General features: G+C 71.4%; 13 protein-coding genes. 10 read left to right on the top strand and 3 right to left on the bottom strand.

Features of this window, described 5'->3' with window-relative positions; translation table 11 throughout:
* Positions 1 to 116: 116 nt before the first annotated feature.
* Positions 117 to 1,664 (bottom strand): MFS transporter, encoded by a 1,548-nt coding sequence (locus tag AB0959_RS44505; protein ID WP_366832594.1) that lies wholly within the window; start codon positions 1,662 to 1,664, stop codon positions 117 to 119.
* A gap of 195 nt (positions 1,665 to 1,859) precedes the next feature.
* Here AB0959_RS44505 and AB0959_RS44500 point away from each other — a divergent pair, with 195 nt between their 5' ends.
* The 3 genes from AB0959_RS44500 to AB0959_RS44490 all read left to right on the top strand — a co-directional run bounded on the left by AB0959_RS44500 (position 1,860) and on the right by AB0959_RS44490 (position 4,081).
* On the top strand, positions 1,860 to 2,483 hold the full coding sequence (locus AB0959_RS44500) for a TetR/AcrR family transcriptional regulator (RefSeq protein ID WP_366832593.1): 624 nt from the start codon (positions 1,860 to 1,862) through the stop codon (positions 2,481 to 2,483).
* Positions 2,484 to 2,678: 195 nt separating this feature from the next.
* Positions 2,679 to 3,380 carry a ribonuclease HII gene (locus AB0959_RS44495; protein WP_366832592.1) on the top strand — a complete coding sequence of 234 codons (702 nt, stop codon included), beginning with the start codon at positions 2,679 to 2,681 and terminating at the stop codon, positions 3,378 to 3,380.
* A gap of 68 nt (positions 3,381 to 3,448) precedes the next feature.
* Entirely contained in the window at positions 3,449 to 4,081 is a 633-nt protein-coding gene (locus AB0959_RS44490) for a hypothetical protein (RefSeq protein ID WP_366832591.1), read from the top strand.
* A gap of 617 nt (positions 4,082 to 4,698) precedes the next feature.
* On the opposite strand, the gene AB0959_RS44485 is transcribed toward AB0959_RS44490, so the two are convergent.
* Both AB0959_RS44485 and AB0959_RS44480 read right to left on the bottom strand, forming a co-directional pair.
* Positions 4,699 to 5,334 (bottom strand): hypothetical protein, encoded by a 636-nt coding sequence (locus AB0959_RS44485; protein WP_366832590.1) that lies wholly within the window; start codon positions 5,332 to 5,334, stop codon positions 4,699 to 4,701.
* Positions 5,335 to 5,700: 366 nt separating this feature from the next.
* Positions 5,701 to 7,881 (bottom strand): RecQ family ATP-dependent DNA helicase, encoded by a 2,181-nt coding sequence (locus AB0959_RS44480; RefSeq protein WP_366832589.1) that lies wholly within the window; start codon positions 7,879 to 7,881, stop codon positions 5,701 to 5,703.
* 133 nt (positions 7,882 to 8,014) lie between these two features.
* Here AB0959_RS44480 and AB0959_RS44475 point away from each other — a divergent pair, with 133 nt between their 5' ends.
* From AB0959_RS44475 to AB0959_RS44445, 7 genes are all read left to right on the top strand, one after another.
* Complete coding sequence (locus tag AB0959_RS44475; protein ID WP_366832588.1) at positions 8,015 to 9,817, top strand: DUF4192 domain-containing protein; 1,803 nt, start codon at positions 8,015 to 8,017, stop codon at positions 9,815 to 9,817.
* Between the two features lie 635 nt (positions 9,818 to 10,452).
* Positions 10,453 to 12,363, top strand: coding sequence for a glycogen debranching N-terminal domain-containing protein (locus tag AB0959_RS44470; protein WP_366832587.1), 1,911 nt, complete (start codon positions 10,453 to 10,455; stop codon positions 12,361 to 12,363).
* A gap of 132 nt (positions 12,364 to 12,495) precedes the next feature.
* Positions 12,496 to 13,254 (top strand): NUDIX domain-containing protein, encoded by a 759-nt coding sequence (locus AB0959_RS44465; RefSeq protein WP_366832586.1) that lies wholly within the window; start codon positions 12,496 to 12,498, stop codon positions 13,252 to 13,254.
* Between the two features lie 40 nt (positions 13,255 to 13,294).
* A complete protein-coding gene (locus AB0959_RS44460) occupies positions 13,295 to 15,094 on the top strand; it encodes an ABC transporter ATP-binding protein (protein ID WP_366832585.1) in 1,800 nt (599 codons plus the stop codon).
* A 181-nt stretch (positions 15,095 to 15,275) separates the two neighbouring features.
* Complete coding sequence (locus AB0959_RS44455; RefSeq protein ID WP_366832584.1) at positions 15,276 to 16,163, top strand: FadR/GntR family transcriptional regulator; 888 nt, start codon at positions 15,276 to 15,278, stop codon at positions 16,161 to 16,163.
* A gap of 428 nt (positions 16,164 to 16,591) precedes the next feature.
* Positions 16,592 to 18,133, top strand: coding sequence for an RNA polymerase sigma factor (locus AB0959_RS44450; protein ID WP_366832583.1), 1,542 nt, complete (start codon positions 16,592 to 16,594; stop codon positions 18,131 to 18,133).
* 132 nt (positions 18,134 to 18,265) lie between these two features.
* A complete protein-coding gene (locus tag AB0959_RS44445; protein WP_366832582.1) occupies positions 18,266 to 19,084 on the top strand; it encodes a serine protease in 819 nt (272 codons plus the stop codon).
* The last annotated feature ends 184 nt before the right edge of the window (positions 19,085 to 19,268 follow it).

The raw sequence follows: 19,268 nt of genomic DNA, 5'->3' as shown, positions 1-19,268 counted from the left end.
GCCAGACGTGGTCGTCCGCCGGGCATGTCGCCCGGCGGTCGTGGTCGTCCGTCGGGCGTGGGAGTCCGCCGGGCGTGGCCCGGCCATCCGCGGTGCTGCCGTCAGCCCCGGAGGGATCAGCCCCCGGAGGGTCCCGTCGTTCCGGACAGGGCCTCCAGGTCGCTCTTGCGGACCTTGATCACCAGCAGGGCGGTGGCCAGCGCGAGCACGGCCATCGCGACGGCCGGGATGAACGCCGTCGATATGCCCTGGGCGAGCACCTCGTGGCCCCAAGGAGCAGGCAGTTGGTGGGTCTTGGCGAACTCGGCCTTCTGCTCGGCCGTGCCGTCCGCGAGGAAGTGCGTCATCTGCTTCTCCGCCTCCTCCCGGCTGGCGGTGCCGAAGACCGTGGTCAGGATGGACAGACCGAGGGAACCGCCCACCTGCTGCGTGGCGTTGAGCAGACCGGACGCCGCGCCCGCCTCGTGCTGGGCGACCCCGGAGACCGCGGTGAGGGTCAGCGTCACGAAGTTCAGGCCCATGCCGAAGGCGAACACCAGCATCGGGCCGAGCACCCCGCCCACGTACGAGCTGTCGGGGCTGATGAAGGTCTGCCAGGTGAGCCCGAGCACGACGAGCGTCGAGCCGACCGCCATGAACGGCTTGGGTCCGAGGACCGGCAGGAACCGCTGCGACAGTCCGGCGCCCACGGCGATCGCCACCGTCACGGGCAGGAAGGCGAGGCCGGCCTCGATCGGCGAGTACTGCAGCACGTTCTGCACGAAGAGGACGATGAAGAAGAACATGCCGAACATCGCCGCCGCGAGACTGAGCATGATCACGTACGTGCCCGACCGGTTGCGGTCGGCGAACATCCTCAGCGGGGTGATCGGCTCCTTGGCCCGCGTCTCGATGAAGCCGAAGGCCAGCAGCAGGGCCACTGCGGCGCCGAAGGAGCCGATGGTCAGGCTGTCGCGCCAGCCCTCCTCCGAGGCCCGGATGAAGCCGTACACCAGCGACGCCATACCGGCCGTCGACGTGAGCGCGCCCGCGATGTCGAACCGTCCCGGATGCCGCTCGGACTCGCCGATGAACATCGGCGTGAGCACGGCTATCAGAACGCCGATCGGCACGTTGACGAACAGCACCCAGCGCCAGTCGAGCCATTCCGTCAGCATTCCGCCGGCGAGGAGGCCCACGGCGCCGCCACCGGCCGAGACCGCGGCGAAGACGCCGAAGGCCCGGTTCCGCTCCGGGCCTTCGGCGAAGGTGGTGGTGATGAGTGCCAGCGAGGTGGGCGACGCGATCGCGCCTCCGACACCCTGGAGGGCGCGTGCCGCCAGCAGCTGCCAGGGCTCCTGGGCGAGTCCGCCCAGCAGCGAGGCGAACGTGAAGAGAAGGATGCCGGTCATGAAGACGCGGCGCCTGCCGAGGATGTCACCGGCCCGGCCGCCGAGGAGCAGCAGGCCGCCGAAGGTCAGCGTGTACGCGCTGACCACCCACGTCAGGTCGGTCGTGCTGAACTGGAGCGCGTCTTGAATGTGCGGGAGCGCGATGTTCACAATCGTCGCATCGAGTACCACCATGAGTTGGCAGGCCGCGATGACGGTGAGTGCGATGCCGGGACGCCCCTCCCGGCGGGCGGCTCCCGGCTTCTGATCCTGAATCAACGGAGAGGTTGTCACTATGAGTCCCCCACAAGTGCGTTAGTGAACGCTCGCGTTCACTGATGTGCCAACGGTAGTGAGTCCCCCTTAGTGAACGCAAGCGTTCACTGAAGTCGCTGCCGGATGCCGTCCCCCGACCGCTCGCCCTGCCCGGGAGTCCGCGTGAATCCACCGGGCCCCTTCCCTCCCCCCATGCTCAACGGAGATACATAGATGGCTACTTCGCAGTGGACGGCCGCCGCCGCTCAGACGGCCTCCCCGCGCCGGCGCGGCGCCGTACTCGAGCGCGCGATCCTCGAGGCCGCGCTGGATCAGCTCAGTACGGTCGGCTGGAACGGCCTCACGATGGAGGGCGTCGCCGCGGGCGCCCAGACCGGCAAGGCCGCGGTCTACCGCCGCTGGCCCTCCAAGGAGGACCTCGTCGCGGACGCGCTCCAGGCCGGGTTGCCGCGCTTCGACGAGGCGCCCGACCTCGGCGGCGTGCGCGCCGATCTCCTGGAGTTGTGCCGTCAGGCGCGCGAGGCGATGTACTCGCGGCCCGGGTTCGCGCTGCGCTCCGTCATTCACGAATGCGACACCGCTCAGGTCGAGCGCTTCCATGGCGCGATCATCAAGGGGGTCGTGGAGCCGACCGTCAAGCTGCTCGGTGAGGTCATCGACCGTGGGATCGCACGTGGCGAGGTGCGTCCGGACGCAGTCAACGGCTACGTCTTCGACGCCATTCCGGCCATGATGATGTACCGCTCCAAGGTGTGCGCGAGTGAATGGAACGAGCGTGACATCGAAGAGATGATCGACCAGTTCATGCTTCCACTGCTGCGTCCCGCACGAGACTGATCGGCGCTCTGCGGGGTGTCGGAGCGCGCTCTGGGAGACGTCGGATCGGGCTCTGTGGGGTGTCGGATCGCGGTCTGCAGAGGCGTCGGATCGCGGTTTGCCGGGGCGTCGGATCGCGGTTTGCGGGGACTCGGCTGGTGCTGAGGGAAGCCTGGGTGTCGCGGGGGGTTCCGGGCGGCGTACGCTAAGAGCGCCATGCCGTACGAACCGCCTACTCACACCGTCGAGCGCTCCCTTCGCGCCACGACCGGAGCGAAGATCATTGCCGGTGTCGACGAGGTGGGGCGCGGCGCTTGGGCCGGCCCCGTCACCGTCTGCGCGGCGGTCACGGGTCTGCGTCGAGCGCCCGAGGGTCTCACCGACTCCAAGCTCCTCACGATCAAGAAGCGCACGGCGCTCGCCGAGGAGCTGCGAACGTGGGTGACCTCGTACGCTCTCGGGCATGCCTCTCCGGAGGAGATCGACGACCTGGGTATGACGGCCGCGCTGCGTCTTGCCGCCGGGCGGGCCCTCGAGGCCCTGCCGGTCCGGCCCGAAGCGGTCATCCTCGACGGGAAGCACGACTACCTGGGCGCCCCCTGGCGCGTGCGTACGGTGATCAAAGGCGACCAGTCGTGCGTGGCAGTCGCGGCGGCCTCGGTGATAGCCAAGGTTCAGCGCGACAAAATGATGGCCGAACTAGGTATCGACCATGCAGACTTCGGTTTTGCGGCCAACGCCGGGTATCCATCACCCGTGCACAAGGCCGCGCTGGAGGAGCGGGGCCCCACCCCGTACCACCGGCTGTCGTGGGCGTATCTTGATGCGCTGCCCCAGTGGCGGCATCTCAAGAAGGTCCGCAGCTGGGCGGATGGAAGCGTTCCGGAAATCGAGGGCCAGCTCGGCTTCGATTTCTGACGGTTTCGTTCGCACTCATGTGCCACCCGCCGACGCGAGCCGCACCGGCGTTTGATAAACATCAACTCATGCCTCTCATTCCCGAGGAGCCTCAGATTCACGAGAGTGCCCAGGGTCCGCGCGCCACTCCGGCCAGCGGCCGCGTCGCGCCGACCCCCCGTCCTGTACCCGGTCCCCGTCCCGCGGCTCCAGCGCGTCCCGGCCGTCCGGGGCCCATGAGGCCCATGCCGGCCCAACGCGCACCGCGCGACGCTGCCGCGGCCAAGTCGGGGCCACCCGCTCCGGCCGCCGCGACTCCTGCTACCCCTGCCACCCCACAGATCCAGCTCATCCCGGCCTCGGTGGAGGGTGCGCTGGACGCCGCCGAGGAAGCCGTCGACCTGCTCCTGGAGTCGGGCCGTTCCCCTGATGAGGTGCTGGTGGTCACCACCGGTGAGCCGCACCCGTGGGCCGCCCATGAGCTGTCCTTCGGCGAGGCCTCCTACTGGGCCCAGCACGACGCCGGCGACGACGTGTTCTACGTGGACGCCGCCGTGGCCCAGCGGGCCAAGGCCCGTCCCGTGGTCGTTGTCGCCGTCAACGGCGGTAACGACACGGTCGCCGCACAGGTGCTCCCGCTGGCGCTCGCCCGCGCCGGGGCGCTGCTCATCGTCTGCGGTGACCCGCAGCGCATCAACTCGGTCCTGGGCGCGGGAGTCTGAGCGGCCTCTCGCATCTGCGAGAGGCTGATCGGACGCCTTGCAGCAAGGCGCTCGGCCGGTTCCGCATGCCCGGAACAGGCTGAGTGGTTCCGGGTTGATGCCCTGGGCCTGTGTGCCTTGGGTTTCTCTGCCCTGGGCTTCTGCGCTTGGGCTTGGGCTTGGGGGCTGAGTTCGGGGGCTGGGTCGGTTCGGCCCAGGATGGTTGGGCCCAGGGCTGTTCGGCCCAGGGCTGTTCGGGGGCAACCGGGAGGCGCGGCTGTTTGGACGCGTGTCCCGGGGGTCCAACCCGTCGGCGGTGGTGAGGAGCTCCCGTCGGCGCCTCATGGGCGCGCGGAGGGTCATGGCTGAGGGCCATGAGGGTGGCGCGGTCGATCGCAACGGTTCGTACGCCCTCTGGCCTGCGCGGCCTCCGCCCAGGCTTCCTTCGGCGGCCTGGCACGCGTGCCCTTGCGTCGGTCAGGTGCGCTGTCGGTTGCCGTGGGCTGTTGGTTCATGTTTGCCGTCGGTCCGCCTGTGCTCTCGCGTGCTCTCGGTCCGCACGTGCACTCGGTTCACACCGGCTGTCGGCTCAGCTGTCTGAGCACACGTGCCGTCGCGGGGCGGACGCCCCGCCGGGCTCAGCGGGCCGCTGCCCGGCGCAGCACCTCTGACGCGACGCCCCCGGTGCGTGGCAGCGGGGGCGGTGCCTCGGCCGTGGCGAAGGGCTCCGCGGGTGAGTCCGCGTGCGGGCGGCGTCCTCCCCGTCCCTCGCCGAGAACCTGCCAGCCGTCACGCGTCAGCGTGATGTACGCCCCGCAGCGCAGCCCGTGCAGGGTGCACGCGTCCCGTAGTCCCCACATCCACGCGCCGTCCTCCTCCGTCCAACGTGCGTCCCCGTCGCGGCAGTACAGCAGCACGGCCGTGCGCACGGGAGTGCGTCGCCGCAGATCGTGCGGGATGACCCGGCGCAACTGCGAGAGCAGCGCGTTGCGGAACATCCAGCCGTCGGCCGGAGCCGACCGCCGGGTGAAGGAGGCGCTCGCCCGAAGCCGCTCGTCCGGGTCGAGGACGGCCACGACCGCGGTGGCGGGGCGGGGCTGATGCCGCGCGTGCAGTCCGCTGACGACCTCCCGGGGATTACGCAACAGCGGAATACCGGCGGCGGCCCACTCCGCGGGTTCGAGCATGCGGGCCAGGGGGTTGGTGGAAGCGGCGGACAGGTCGGCAGACGTCGACATGTTCGCCGCCGAGGACGGTGCGAATCCGAAGGTCACGGTCCTCCCTTCGGCTACGCGCCCACACTGCGGGCGGGGTCGGACTTGGGAGCGCACACCGCAGCACAGCCCTACCGGACCACGGGGGGAGCCGTGCGGGGAGCGGACTTCAATTCTTCCTGTCGAACTTGGTTGCGGCAACGAGCAATTGGGGCCACCGACCGTTTTCTGGCGATCCGTCGCTTATATCTCCGCCCTGAGGGTAGAGCGTGACGATTGCCGTCTCATGCCCCCGGACGAGGTACGACGTGACGCGAAGCCTGCGGGGCGGGGCGGCAAGGGGCGGCGGCGACCGATCTCAGCTCGGTGGAGAGGGCGTATGGGGACGACGTGCTGGTGGCGAAGTCGTACGGCTGAGTTCGGGGCTCATCCCTGCACGGCGAGAACCAGCGGCATCACCCCCTGCGCACCGGCCCGTCGAAGCATGCGTGCGGCGACCGCGATAGTCCAGCCCGTTTCGGTCGCGTCGTCGACGAGCAGGACGGGGCCGCCCGCCTCCTTGAGCGCGGCGGCGAGGGCCGGCGGCACCGTGAGCGCGCCGTCGAGTGCCTTCAGCCGCTGCGCGCTGTTGCTGCGGGAGAGCCCGGAGATGTCCCGCGTGTACTCCACGGCCCCGAGCAGCGGCAGCCGCCCGACCTCGGCGATCCGCTCGCCCAGGGACTGGATGAGCCGCGGCCGGGTGCCCGAGGCCATGGTGACGACACCCGCGGGGCGGGGCGGTGCGTCCTGCTGCCCGGAGGCCCAGCCTCCGGGCCCCTTCGCCCAGTCGGACAGCACGGCCACCACAGCCTTCGCGACATCGTCCGGCACCGGTGTGTCCGGGGCCTGAGGTGCGAGCATCGGCCGCAGCCGGTTGCCCCAGCCGATGTCCGAGAGCCGCCCCAACGCCCGACCGGGAGCGGACTGTTCACCGGCTGGAATACGTCCCTTGAGATCGACGCCCACCGAGGGCAGACCCGTCGGCCACATCTTGCGGGGCTCGACCTCGACGCCCGCGCGCTCGAGCTCACCGTGCGCCGCTGCCAGCGCGGCCGGCGACACGGAGTCCGAGAACCTCGGCCGCGCGCACGTGTCGCAGCGCCCGCACGGCGCGGCGCCCTCGTCGTCCAGCTGGCGTCGCAGGAACTCCATACGACAGCCCGTCGTCGTGACGTAGTCACGCATCGCCTGCTGCTCGGCGGCACGCTGCTTGGCGACCCACGCGTAGCGTTCACCGTCGTACGTCCAGGAAGCGCCCGTGGAGATCCAGCCTCCCTGCACGCGTCGTACCGCACCGTCCACGTCGAGGACCTTGAGCATCGTCTCGAGCCGTGACCGGCGCAGCTCGACCAGTGGCTCCAGGGCCGGCAGCGACAGCGGTCGCTCCGCACGTGAGAGAACGTCCAGCGTGCGGAGCACCTGCTCCTGCGGAGGGAACGCGATCGAGGCGAAGTACTCCCAGATCGCCTGGTCCTCCTTGCCGGGCAGCAGCAGCACCTCGGCGTGTTCGACGCCACGGCCCGCGCGCCCGACCTGCTGGTAGTAGGCGATGGGCGACGACGGCGACCCGAGGTGCACCACGAAACCGAGATCGGGTTTGTCGAAGCCCATGCCCAGCGCCGACGTGGCGACCAGCGCCTTGACGCGGTTGGCGAGCAGATCCTCCTCGGCCTGCTTGCGGTCCGCGTTCTCCGTCTTGCCCGTGTACGACGCGACCTGGTGCCCGCACTGACGCAGGAACGCGGTGACCTCCTCGGCGGCGGCCACCGTGAGCGTGTAGATGATGCCGGAGCCCGGGAGCTCGGGGAGGTGCTCGGCGAGCCAGGCCATCCGGTGGGCGGCGTCCGGCAGGAGGAGCACGCCGAGGCTCAGGCTCTCCCGGTCGAGCGGTCCCCGCAGGACGAGCGCGTCGGTGCTGCCGCCGGTGCCCAGTTGCTCGGCGACGTCGGCCGTCACGCGCGCGTTCGCCGTGGCGGTGGTGGCGAGCACGGGCACACCGGGCGGGAGGTCGGCGAGCATGGTGCGCAGTCGGCGGTAGTCCGGCCGGAAGTCGTGCCCCCAGTCCGAGATGCAGTGTGCCTCGTCGACCACCAGCAGACCGGTCGCCGCGGCCAGCTTGGGCAGCACCTGGTCGCGGAAGTCGGGGTTGTTGAGCCGCTCCGGGCTCACCAGGAGGACGTCGACCTCACCCGCGGCCACCTCGTGCTGGATCGTGTCCCACTCCTCCGTGTTGGACGAGTTGATCGTCCTCGCGTGGATGCCGGCGCGGGCCGCCGCGTCCACCTGGTTGCGCATGAGCGCGAGGAGCGGGGAGACGATGACGGTGGGGCCCGCCCCCCGAGCCCGCAGCAACGCCGTCGCGACGAAGTACACGGCGGACTTGCCCCAGCCGGTGCGCTGCACCACCAGAGCTCTGCGCTTGTCGGCGACCAGGGCCTCGATGGCGCGCCACTGGTCCTCGCGCAGCCGGGCGGAGCCGCCCGGGGCACCGACGAGGCGGGCCAGTACGGCATTGGCGGCGGTACGGAGGTCGGGGCCGTCCGCGGTGGGCAGGTCGTCGTTGGTCATGGCTCCATGCAACCCGATGCCTCGGACATCGCGCGAACGAGCCGACCGGACTGTGGACAACCTCTGACGTGGCCATGGTCGGACTTATCCACAGGCAAAAGCGGAATATTGGAATCTGCGGGATGGTCGCGGCATGACGAACCACAGCGAAGCAGCCGGGACCTCCGGCGACAGCGACATCACCAGCGGTACCAGTGACATCACCAGCGAAAACAGCGGCGGCATGGGTGGTGGCACCGGTGGCATCGACAGCGGTATCGGCGGACAGCGAGGGCGTGGTGGCCGCGACGGGAGTGCACTGAACCGGCCCGTGGGTCCAGAGCAGGGATCGGAGCAGCCGGGGAGCCGGGCACCCGCTGGCTCCGCGGAGCACGGGCCCTCGTCCGACCGCCCCTCCACGCTCACGAGCCACGAGCGCCCTTCCCTGCAGGCGGGCCACGAGGACGCGTCCCCGCTTCCGGGACACGACGAAGCCAGGGTGTACGCGGCACACCGGGCATCCACCGGTTCGTGCGGGGAACACCAGGTCACGCTGCGCACACCGGCGGAGCTGGCCGATGCCTTGCCCTACCTGCTCGGGTACCGGCCCGAGGACAGCATCGTGCTCGTCGCGCTGCACGACCGGGACGGCCGAGGACGGTTCGGCGGACGGGCCCGCCTCGGCATCCCGGCCCAGTCCGAGGACTGGCCCGCCGTCGCCGAGCAGCTGGCCCACGGGCTCGTGACCGGCAGCGAGCGCCGAGGCACCAGGCCCGAGAGCATGGTCGCCTTCCTCTGCCAGGACCCGTCGGGCGGGGAGTCCTCACGGGACGTGATGGAGCGACTGCGCCCGCTGGCACAACTGCTGCGCAGGGCCTGCGGCCGACTCGACGTGGCCGTCGTCGAGGCTCTGTGCATCTCCGACGGCCGATTCTGGTCGTACTGCTGCCCCGGCAACGGCTGCTGTTCCTCCGAGGGCGAGGCGATGGGGCTGCCCGGCACCTCGGTCCTGGCCGCCGCCGCGACGTACGCGGGCCTTCAGGTGCGCGGCACCCTGCGGGAGCTGAGGGCCCGGCTCACCCCCTGGGAGACGGCTGCCGCCCTGCAACAGGAGGAGGCGCTCGACGGCGCGAACCAGGAGATCCTCCCTCGCATCCTGGACGAGGAGCGGCGCACGGCGATGGCCGAGGAGACCCTCGAACTGGCACACCGCCTCATGGGCCGCCTCGCGGCCGCGCCGCGTGTGTCCGGCACACTCCAGGCGGACCTCCAAGACGACGAGCTCCTCGGGCACGAGGACGTGGCGACCCTCGTTCTCGGCCTCCAGGACCGCTCGACCCGTGATCGCGCGGCCGAGTGGATGGAGGGCGACGAGGCAGGGCCGGCCCTCCGCCTCTGGCGAGCTCTCGCCCGCCGCTGCGTCGGCGCCTACGGCGAGCATGCCGCGGCTCCGCTCACGCTCGCCGGCTGGGTCGCCTGGTCCTCCGGTGACGAACTCGAGGCGAGGGAAGCCCTGGCCATGGCCCTCGCCGCCGACCGCGACTATCTCTTCGCCCGGCTCCTCCACCAGGCCTGCAACGAAGGCCTCGACCCGGAGTCCATCCGCCGCTGCCTCCGCACGGAACGCAAGAACCGCGACGAGGCCGTGGAGCCCTCCGGCGACGCTCTCTCGGAACGGGAGAGCGAGAACGACCCGCAGGAACCGGCGCAACGCAACACATGCGCTCTCAGGACGTCCGGGACCGGCCCGAGGCGCCGTCGCCGGGCACGCTCCGAGGGCAGCCCCGGTGGTCGCACCACCAGGCGACCTTCCGGGACGCTCGCTGACCGCCGTCCACGGCAGGCCGGCCGCACCTCGCCCGCCGACAGCGGCCCCGGCCGCGTCACCGACAGCACCAACGGTCGCCCGAGGGGCCGCCGAGGTACTGGTGGCGGTGACAGGACGGCGGAAACGTGATGCCGCGCGCCGTGTCCGGGGCCCACCATGACGCGTATGGGGGCCTCCTGGGCGGCGGAGACCGGCGCGGACGGCAGCCTCTGCCCGCCTCCCCACCCGGCAATGCGACCGGCTTCCCCCGGCCCGGCCGTGACCCGGCGGAGGGCCGCTCCGTTCACCTGAGTGGCGGAACCCCAGGCCGGGTCGCGCCGCCGCACAGTCCCGCCCCTCCGGAGCCCCGCGCCTGGCAGCGAGCACACCACAGGCGCGCCGAGCGCAGAAGAAGCCGCCGCATGCCCCTCCTCACCCCGTCCTCCACTCCCGACGGCGACCGTCCGCCGTTCAGCCGAGCCGCTCCCCCCTCCGGCCGGGGTGCTCCCCTCCCCGGCCGGGGCGCTGCGCTGTCAGACCGGGGCGCTCCGCCCTCCGGCACGGGCACCCGATCGGTGCCGCTGACCACACGAGCCCCTGTGGGCGCCGGCAGTCCAACACCGACTCCGGCCCGCAGAGGCAGCGGCCCGGTCTCCACCTCGGCGGGCAGAAGCGGCACCGTGCGCTCGCTCCCGAGGGCCGGGGCGACGAGCCCGTCGGCAGGTCCGTCGGCGGCCTCACACCCGCCCGCCGGTCTGCCGCCCGCCCATGCCACGCTGATCTGCGTGGCTCTGCCGGGCCTGGCGATCTCCACGGAGCAGGGACAGCTGACCGGCCAAGGTCTGGAGGGCTTCTACCGTTCAGGTCGGCGCGTGCTCTCCCGGTGCCAGGTGCGGGTGGCCGGACGGGAGCCGCTCGCCGTGCAGGCGCGGATGCTCGCGGCCGACCGAGCCCGGTTCACGGCGACGCTGTGCGTTTCCGCGGACGCCGGACCGGACCCGGACGTCGTGGTCGAACGCACCCGGCACGCGGACGGCACGGAGCGGATCACCCTGCACAACACGCTCTTGCGTCCACTGCGCCTGCTCGTGGAGGTGGCCCTCGGCACCGACCTCGCCGAACTGGGCGCGGTGGCCTCCGGCAGGGCAGGACCCGAACTGCCGGCCAGCGTCCATGACTCCGGTCTGCGCTGGTCCTGCGCCGGCGGGCAGTCGGTTGTCACCGCGCAGCCTCCCCCCACGGACGCGTTGGCCTCCGCCGGACTGCTGCGCTGGGAGATGGAGCTCCCGCCCGGCGGCACCCGCGGTGTGGAACTGCGCGTGCGACCCGACGGCGCCGGTCCTCTCAGAGCGGTGGGGCGTGGTGCGACGAGCCCCATCGCCCTGGCCACGGCCGCGGGCGACGACCCCAGGGTCCAGTCACTCCTGCACACGTGCCTCGAGGACCTCCAGGCCCTTCTGCTGCGCGACCCCGTGAACCCCGCCGACACGCACCTCGCGGCAGGGGCGCCCTGGCGCTGCGGCCTGGCACCGGCCGACGCCCTCGTCGCCGCCCGGATGACGCTGCCCCTGGGCACCCGCCTCGCCGCAGGCACGCTCCGCACCCTGGCCCGCACCCAACGCCCGGGGACGGGAGGGCGGTCCGGCATGATCCCCGGACCGCGGCGGGACGCAGGCCCCCACCTGCCGCCAGGCTGTTCGGGCACCGAGGCCACCCTGATGTTCCCCGCCCTCCTCGCCGAGGCACGGCGGTGGGGACTCCCGGAGCAGGAAACGCAGGAGCTGTTGCCCGCAGCCGAACGCTGCCTGCGCTGGCTGCGCACCACCGCGGGCGACGGCCCCTACCTGCCCGACCCGCACCGCGACGGGCCGCTGCTCTGCGAGACCCAGGCGCACGCCCACCGCGCCGCGATACTGGGGGCCGACCTCCTTGACGTTTACGGCAGACCCGGCGGTGCGGAGCTGCGGGAGTGGGCCGAGGAATTGCGGACCGCGTTCCGTACGGACTTCTGGGTCGACGACCGGGGCGGTGGCAGACCGGCCGCCGCCCGCACCAGGGACGGACGAGCGCTGCCCCACCTCGGCTCCGCCGCCGCCCACCTCCTCGACACAGGTCTCCTCGGCTCCGGAGAGGCAGCACCGGGCCTGCTCGACAAGGTGCAGACCGAACAGCTCGCGCGGCTGCTGGGCGGTCCGGCCATGGACTCCGGGTGGGGGCTGCGGAGCCTGGACGTGAAGGAACCGGCGTACAACCCCTTCGGCCATCGAAGCGGAGCCGTACGGGTCCAGGAGACGGCGATCGCGGTCGCGGGACTGGCTGCCGCGGGCTACGAGAAGGAGGCGGGATCGCTGCTGCGGGGCGTGCTGGCGGCCGCGGAGGAGTTCGGCCGGCGGCTGCCGGAGATGTACGCGGGGGAGCAGCGCACGGCCGGGAGCGCGCCTCTGCCCCACCCCGCGGCCTGCAGACCGGCCGCGACGGCCGCGGCTTCCGGAGTGCTGCTCCTGACCACCCTCGCCGGGATCCGCCCTGACGCGCCGGCCGGGACGGTCACGCTGCGGCCGATGCGCAGCGCGCCGCTGGGCGAGATCAACCTGACCGGGCTGCGCGTCGCGGGTGCGCCCTTCGCCGTACGCGTGAGCAGGCTCGGCCTCGCGATGGTCGAGGAGGCGGGCGACGGGCTGCAGCTGGGGGTCTGACCTCGGACGACAGGTGATCGAACACCTTGGCGGCGGCGCCTCACAGGGGCCGTACCCGACAGAAGTGGATCAGCGAAGGAGGTGGTCGGCGAAGGGCGTGTTTATCGTCAAGGAGACGACTATGATCACAGCATGCCCTACGACCCGTCAGCGTTTCCGCCCTTTGCCGTCACCGTGGACCTGGTCGTGCTGACCGTGCGCCGTCACGCCCTCTGTGCACTGGCGGTACGGCGGGGCGAGCAGCCGTTCCAAGGGCGATGGGCGCTTCCCGGCGGGTTCGTGCGGCCCGATGAGGACCTGGCTCAGGCCGCCGCGCGCGAGTTGGAGGAGGAGACCGGGCTGCGTGCCCACGATCCTGCCGCCCCGGCCCAGGACAACGGCGCGCACCTGGAGCAGCTCGCGACGTACGGCGACCCCAAGCGCGACCCGAGGATGAGGGTCGTCAGTGTCGCCCACCTCGCACTCGCTCCGGACCTGCCCGCACCCAGGGCGGGCGGCGACGCCAACATCGCGCGCTGGGCGCCCGTGGAGGAGCTGCTGCAGCAGGATGGTTACGGCCGCGACAGCGAGCCGTTGGCGCCACTCGCCTTCGACCACGCGCAGATTCTGGCGGACGGCGTGGAGCGGGCACGATCCAAGATCGAGTACTCCTCGCTGGCCACCGCGTTCTGTCCACCCGAGTTCACGGTCGGTGAGCTGCGCCGCGTCTACGAGGCGGTGTGGGGGGTGGCTCTCGACCCGCGCAACTTCCACCGCAAGGTGACCGGCACGCCCGGCTTCCTGGTGCCCGCCGGAGGGACCACCACGCGCCAGGGAGGCCGACCGGCTCAGCTCTTCCGTGCGGGTGGTGCCACGCTCCTCAACCCGCCGATGCTGCGCCCCGAGGTCTGACACCACCGAAAACCGGACATAACGCGCTATCTTGCTGTGGGTGATCCAGGCCATCGGACTGACCAGCACCCCTCGCAAGGAGCTTCCGCCCGCCGTCGACAACGTCTCCATCGAGGCACTCTCCGGCTGCGTCACCGTGCTCCTCGGCGCACCGGGCGCGGGCAAGACGACAGCGGTGCGGCTCATGCTCGCACTGCAACAGGGCCGCGGAATCACCTACTTCAGAGGCCGCCCCCTGCATCGCATCGCCCATCCGTCGCGCGAGGTGGGTGTCCTCCTCGGTGACGTGCCCGGCCACCCGGCCCGCACGGTCCGCGGACACCTCCGCATGCTGAGTGCCGCCACCGGCGTGCCCGTGCAGCGCGCCGACGACGTCCTCGACGTCGTGGGCCTAGCTGGTCTGCGCGACGAACGCCTGGGGACGCTCTCGCGCGGCATGGACCGCCGCCTGGGGCTGGCGTGCGCGTTGCTGGCCGACCCGCACACCCTCGTGCTCGACAACCCCGCCGACGGGCTGTCCGCCCGTGAAAGCCGCTGGCTGCACGGAATTCTGCGCGCTCACGCCCTTCAGGGCGGCACCGTGCTGTTCACGACGCGCGACCCCAAGGAGGCGGCGCAGACCGCCGACCGGGTCATCACGCTGGAGTCGGGGCGGCTCGTCGCCGACCAGGCGGCGGCCGACTTCGCCCGGACCAGGCTCCGTCCGCGCGTCGTCGTCCGCAGCCCGCACGCCGTCCGTCTGGGTGCCCTGCTCACCAAGGAGGCCCGGACCGCGCACCGTTCCGTCGAGGTCGTGCGCGAGGACGGCAACCGGCTCTCCGTGTACGGCAGTAGCTGCGCCGATGTCGGGGAGGCCGCGTTCCGGCATGGCATCCTCGTACATCAACTCGCCGACGAGGTCGGGGACATGGGGCCGCCGCCCGCTGCCGGCGGCGGCTCTGCGGCATCCACGGGAGATGCCGACGTGACCGCCGACGACGAGTACCGCGAGGGCGCGCCGAACAGCCACGCGAGGCCGCCGGAGCCGGACGGCCTCCCGGAGCTCCCTCCCCCCGTCAGTGTCCGCCCGGCCCCGAGTCCCCTGCGCCCGCTCCGTTACGAACTGCGCAGGGCCACCGGAGTGGGCACCGGCTTCCTCACCGTGGCCGCCGTGCTGGCCACCTCCGCCGTCGTCTCCGTGATCCTCGCGTGTTTCGGTCACACCCCGCAGCCGCGACTGCTGGCCGCGTGGCCGCAGGAACTGCCGCTGCCGCCCGCCGCGCTGGGAGCGGGGTTCCTCGGAGCGATCGCCTTCGGCGACGAGTTCCGCCATCCCGCCCTCGCTGCGGATCGCGGCACCGTCCCCCGCCGGCTGGGGCTGCTCGCCGCGAAACTCCTCGTCGCGGCGGTCACGGCGCTGATGCTGGCCTTCCTCACCGTGGGCTGCGACCTCGAAGTGCTCTACCTCGTCTACGGACAGGAACTCGTCGAAGTTCCCGCCGACTGGCTCCCGCTCGGCGCCAGTTGGATCGGCCTCATCGTGGGGTGCTCCTGGGCCGGAGTGCTGGCCGCCGGCATCTTCCGGTCCACGACCGCGGGACTCGCCGCGGTGCTCGCCGTACCGGTCCTGGTCGTGCCGCTCGTGCACAAGGTCCTGGAGAGGGCGACCGTACGGACGGCGGCCGGGTTCTCGGCGCGGCTGCACGAGCTGCCCCTGACGCAGTGGCCGTTCGGCGGCGAGCGCTATCTGACCGTCGCGGCCCGGATGATCGCCCAACCCGTGGGCGGCGCACTGCTGTTGTCCCTGACCACGCTGCTCGGCGCATATCTGCTCACGACTCTGCGCAGCAGGGTCCGGTGAAGGAGTCAGGTGCCCGCTGACTACCGTCCGCATCCACCGTTCCCACCTTGCGCGCAACTCCTCGAAGAACGCCCGTTTCTTTCCGATAAGGCGTCAATTGCGACGGGGTGAGCGATCACCCTTTCGTGTGCTTTTCACCAAAGACCTCAAGGGAGTTGAGGACGGCGCCGACAAAGGATGCGTGAGTACCCTTGCGCACACCATGATGACCGCCGCCCGCTCCGCAGACTCCGGCCTCGCCGGCCCGGGTGGACTCGACCGCTACTCCTACGCCGAGACTCCCGGGGTCGACCGCGTCGGCGCCCCGGCCTGGGAGAGCGCCGATCCCGAACTGGGGCGTGTGGCCCGACGTGCCGCGGGCAGCCGCGGCCGCGGCCTGCACGGCCAACTCGTCCAGCAACTGGGTCAGATGATCGTTTCCGGTGACCTCGGTGCGGACCGGCCGCTCGTGCCCGAGGAGATCGGTCAGCGATTCGAGGTCTCCCGCACCGTCGTCCGCGAGTCGCTCCGCGTCCTGGAGGCGAAGGGGCTGGTCAGTGCCCGCCCCAACGTCGGCACGCGTGTGCGCCCGGTCAGCGACTGGAACCTGCTCGACCCGGACATCATCGAGTGGCGGGCGTTCGGGCCGCAGCGCGACGACCAGCGGCGTGAGCTGAGCGAGCTGCGCTGGACGATCGAACCGCTCGCCGCCCGTCTGGCCGCAGGGCATGGACGCGACGAGGTCCAGCAGAGGCTCGGCGACATGGTCGAGATCATGGGGCACGCCATGGGGCAGGGTGACTCCCTGACCTTCGCGCGCGCGGACGCAGAGTTCCATTCGATGCTCATCCAGGTCGCGGGCAACCGCATGCTCGAGCACCTTTCCGGCATCGTCTCCGCCGCCCTGCAGGTCTCCGGAGGTCCGGTCACCGGCTGTGACCGTCCCAATGAGACCTCCCTCGGGCATCACGCCCGGATCGTCGAGGCCCTCGCGACCGGTGACGGAGCGGCCGCCGAGGCGGCGATGCGTCAACTGCTCACCGTCCACCCCGAGGTGGAGCGCGTCGTGCCCTCCCCGCGCGAGCACTGATCGTCCGCCGGGAGCGGCCGGGGCGCGGGAGCCTGTCCTGTCCGGGTGCCGCCCGGCCGGTGAACCCGTCTCTCCATCGGACCCGCCGGCTCCTCAGGGAACCGGCGGGGCCCGGCGGTGCGGGGGTGGGGGACTGCCCAGTCGGAGCCGATCGCGACCACTCCTGACCGACTCTGACCATGTTTGGATGCATTTGGGTGCTTACGTCGTGTGACTCGGGCCACGCGGATTGGGCGTAACGCTCTTCGGGGCAGCGCGATGACCTAAGAGGTGACAGCCGCGGAGGGAATACGGACGCCACTCATGGCGCTGTGCATCTTCCCGGCCCCCCGCCTGCGCCGTCGGCCCATCCCCAGTCGGCGGTCGTCGGCTCCTGTCCGCAGTGGACGGGGCCGGAAGCCGTTTTCCAACGTTCCGAGAGGTTGTTCGTGTCGGCCAGCACATCCCGTACGCTCCCGCCGGAGATCGCCGAGTCCGTCTCTGTCATGGCGCTCATTGAGCGGGGAAAGGCTGAGGGGCAGATCGCCGGCGACGACGTGCGTCGAGCCTTCGAAGCTGACCAGATTCCGGCCACTCAGTGGAAGAACGTACTGCGCAGCCTCAACCAGATCCTTGAGGAAGAGGGTGTGACGCTGATGGTCAGTGCCGCAGAACCCAAGCGCACCCGAAAGAGCGTCGCAGCGAAGAGTCCGGCCAAGCGCACCGCCACCAAGACCGTGGCGGCGAAGACGGTGACCACGAAGAAGGCCACTGCCCCCGCCGCTCCGTCGGTGCCGGCGGCCGACGATCCCACCGAGAGCGCCGCGTCGGCGAAGAAGGCCGCCGCCAAGAAGGTGACCGCCAAGAAGGCTGTCGCCAAGAAGACCGCCGTCAAGAAGACGGTGGCCAAGAAGACGACCGCCAAGAAGGACGACGCCGAGCTTCTCGAGGACGAGGCGATCGAGGAGACCCCGGCACCCGGCAAGGGCGGCGAGGAGCCCGAGGGCACCGAGAGCGCAGGGTTCGTGCTCTCCGATGAGGACGAGGACGACGCGCCCGCCCAGCAGGTCGCCGCGGCCGGCGCCACCGCCGACCCGGTCAAGGACTACCTCAAGCAGATCGGCAAGGTCCCCCTGCTCAACGCCGAGCAGGAGGTCGAGCTCGCCAAGCGCATCGAGGCCGGCCTGTTCGCCGAGGACAAACTGTCCAACGCCGACAAGCTCGCCCCGAAGCTCAAGCGCGAGCTGGAGATCATCGCCGAGGACGGCCGCCGCGCCAAGAACCATCTCCTGGAGGCCAACCTCCGTCTGGTGGTCTCCCTGGCCAAGCGCTACACGGGCCGCGGCATGCTCTTCCTGGACCTCATCCAGGAGGGCAACCTCGGTCTGATCCGCGCGGTCGAGAAGTTCGACTACACCAAGGGCTACAAGTTCTCCACGTACGCCACCTGGTGGATCCGTCAGGCGATCACCCGCGCCATGGCCGACCAGGCCCGCACCATCCGTATCCCGGTGCACATGGTCGAGGTCATCAACAAGCTCGCGCGCGTGCAGCGCCAGATGCTCCAGGACCTGGGCCGCGAGCCCACCCCGGAGGAGCTGGCCAAGGAACTCGACATGACCCCGGAGAAGGTCATCGAGGTCCAGAAGTACGGCCGTGAGCCGATCTCGCTGCACACCCCGCTGGGCGAGGACGGCGACAGCGAGTTCGGTGACCTCATCGAGGACTCCGAGGCCGTCGTCCCCGCCGACGCGGTCAGCTTCACACTCCTGCAGGAGCAGCTGCACTCCGTTCTCGACACTCTGTCCGAGCGCGAGGCGGGCGTCGTGTCCATGCGCTTCGGCCTCACAGACGGTCAGCCGAAGACCCTCGACGAAATCGGCAAGGTCTACGGCGTGACGCGCGAGCGCATCCGCCAGATCGAGTCGAAGACGATGTCGAAGCTGCGTCACCCGTCGCGTTCGCAGGTGCTGCGCGACTACCTGGACTGAGCCTCACTCCTGCGCCTGCGAGGGCCCGGCTTCCGCAGCGGAAGCCGGGCCCTCGGCATGTGCGCGCATGCGGGCGGCCGCCCGGTGGATCACCCTGGGTGTGCAGTGAATGTCCCAGAGTGAGGAGTTCGCATGCGACGATCAGTTGCCCGAGTATCGGCCCTCGCTGCCGCAGTGGGCGCGATACCGCTGGTGTCACCCGCAGCACCGGCGGTAGCCGACGTCGTCGTCGGCGGCTATCCGGTCGAGATCTCCGAGAGCCCCTGGACGGTGGCGTTGTCCAGCCGTGACCGGTTCGGGGGTACGCGAGCGGGGCAGTTCTGCGGCGGCGTGGCGGTCGGTCGCTCGACCGTGCTGACCGCGGCCCACTGTCTGAGCGGGGCGGTGCTGGGGACACCGCCGGAAAAGGTGCGCGACCTGAAGGTGATCGAGGGGCGCGGTGACCTCCTCTCGGCCGAGGGCGAGGAGATCCCCGTACGTACCGCCTGGGTCAACCCGACCTACGACAGCAATACCAATGCGGGGGACTTCGCCGTCCTCTCCCTCGCCTCGCCGCTCCCCGAACGCGCGGTCATCCAGATGGCGGCGGCAGGAGACTCGGCGTACCTGCCGGACACGGGCGCCGTGGTCTACGGCTGGGGCGACACCACCGGCGCCGGCGACTACGCTCGCAGTCTGCGTGCCGCACGCGTGAAGGTGCTCTCCGACGCGGTCTGCGAGGAGGCGTATGCGGGCAGCAAGGACGGAACGTACAAGGCCGGCTCCATGGTGTGTGCCGGGGAGCTCGCAGGCGGGCGAGACGCCTGTCAGGGCGACAGCGGCGGCCCGCTGGTCGCCCAGGGGAAGGTGATCGGTCTCGTGTCGTGGGGGACCGGGTGTGGTCTGCGGGGGAATCCCGGGGTGTACACCCGGGTCTCGGAGGTCGTCCGGACGCTGGGCTGGGAGCGCTGAAAGTGACGCTCCGGCGGTGTCCAATCCCCTGCTCAGACGCGCCGACCGGAGCCGTAGATGCGCGCGCCCCAGCCGGCGCCGGGGTGCGAGCGCTCGCCGTACGACTATGGGCGGGGGGGGGCCCCCGGCGGGGGGGGGGGGGCGGGGGGCGCCGCCGGCGGGGGCGGCGGGGGGGAGGGGGAGG

Origin of the sequence: Streptomyces sp. NPDC046862 (genome assembly GCF_040704615.1) — a bacterium.
Classification (GTDB): Bacteria; Actinomycetota; Actinomycetes; order Streptomycetales; family Streptomycetaceae; genus Streptomyces.
This window is presented reverse-complemented; position numbering and strand designations above follow the sequence as displayed.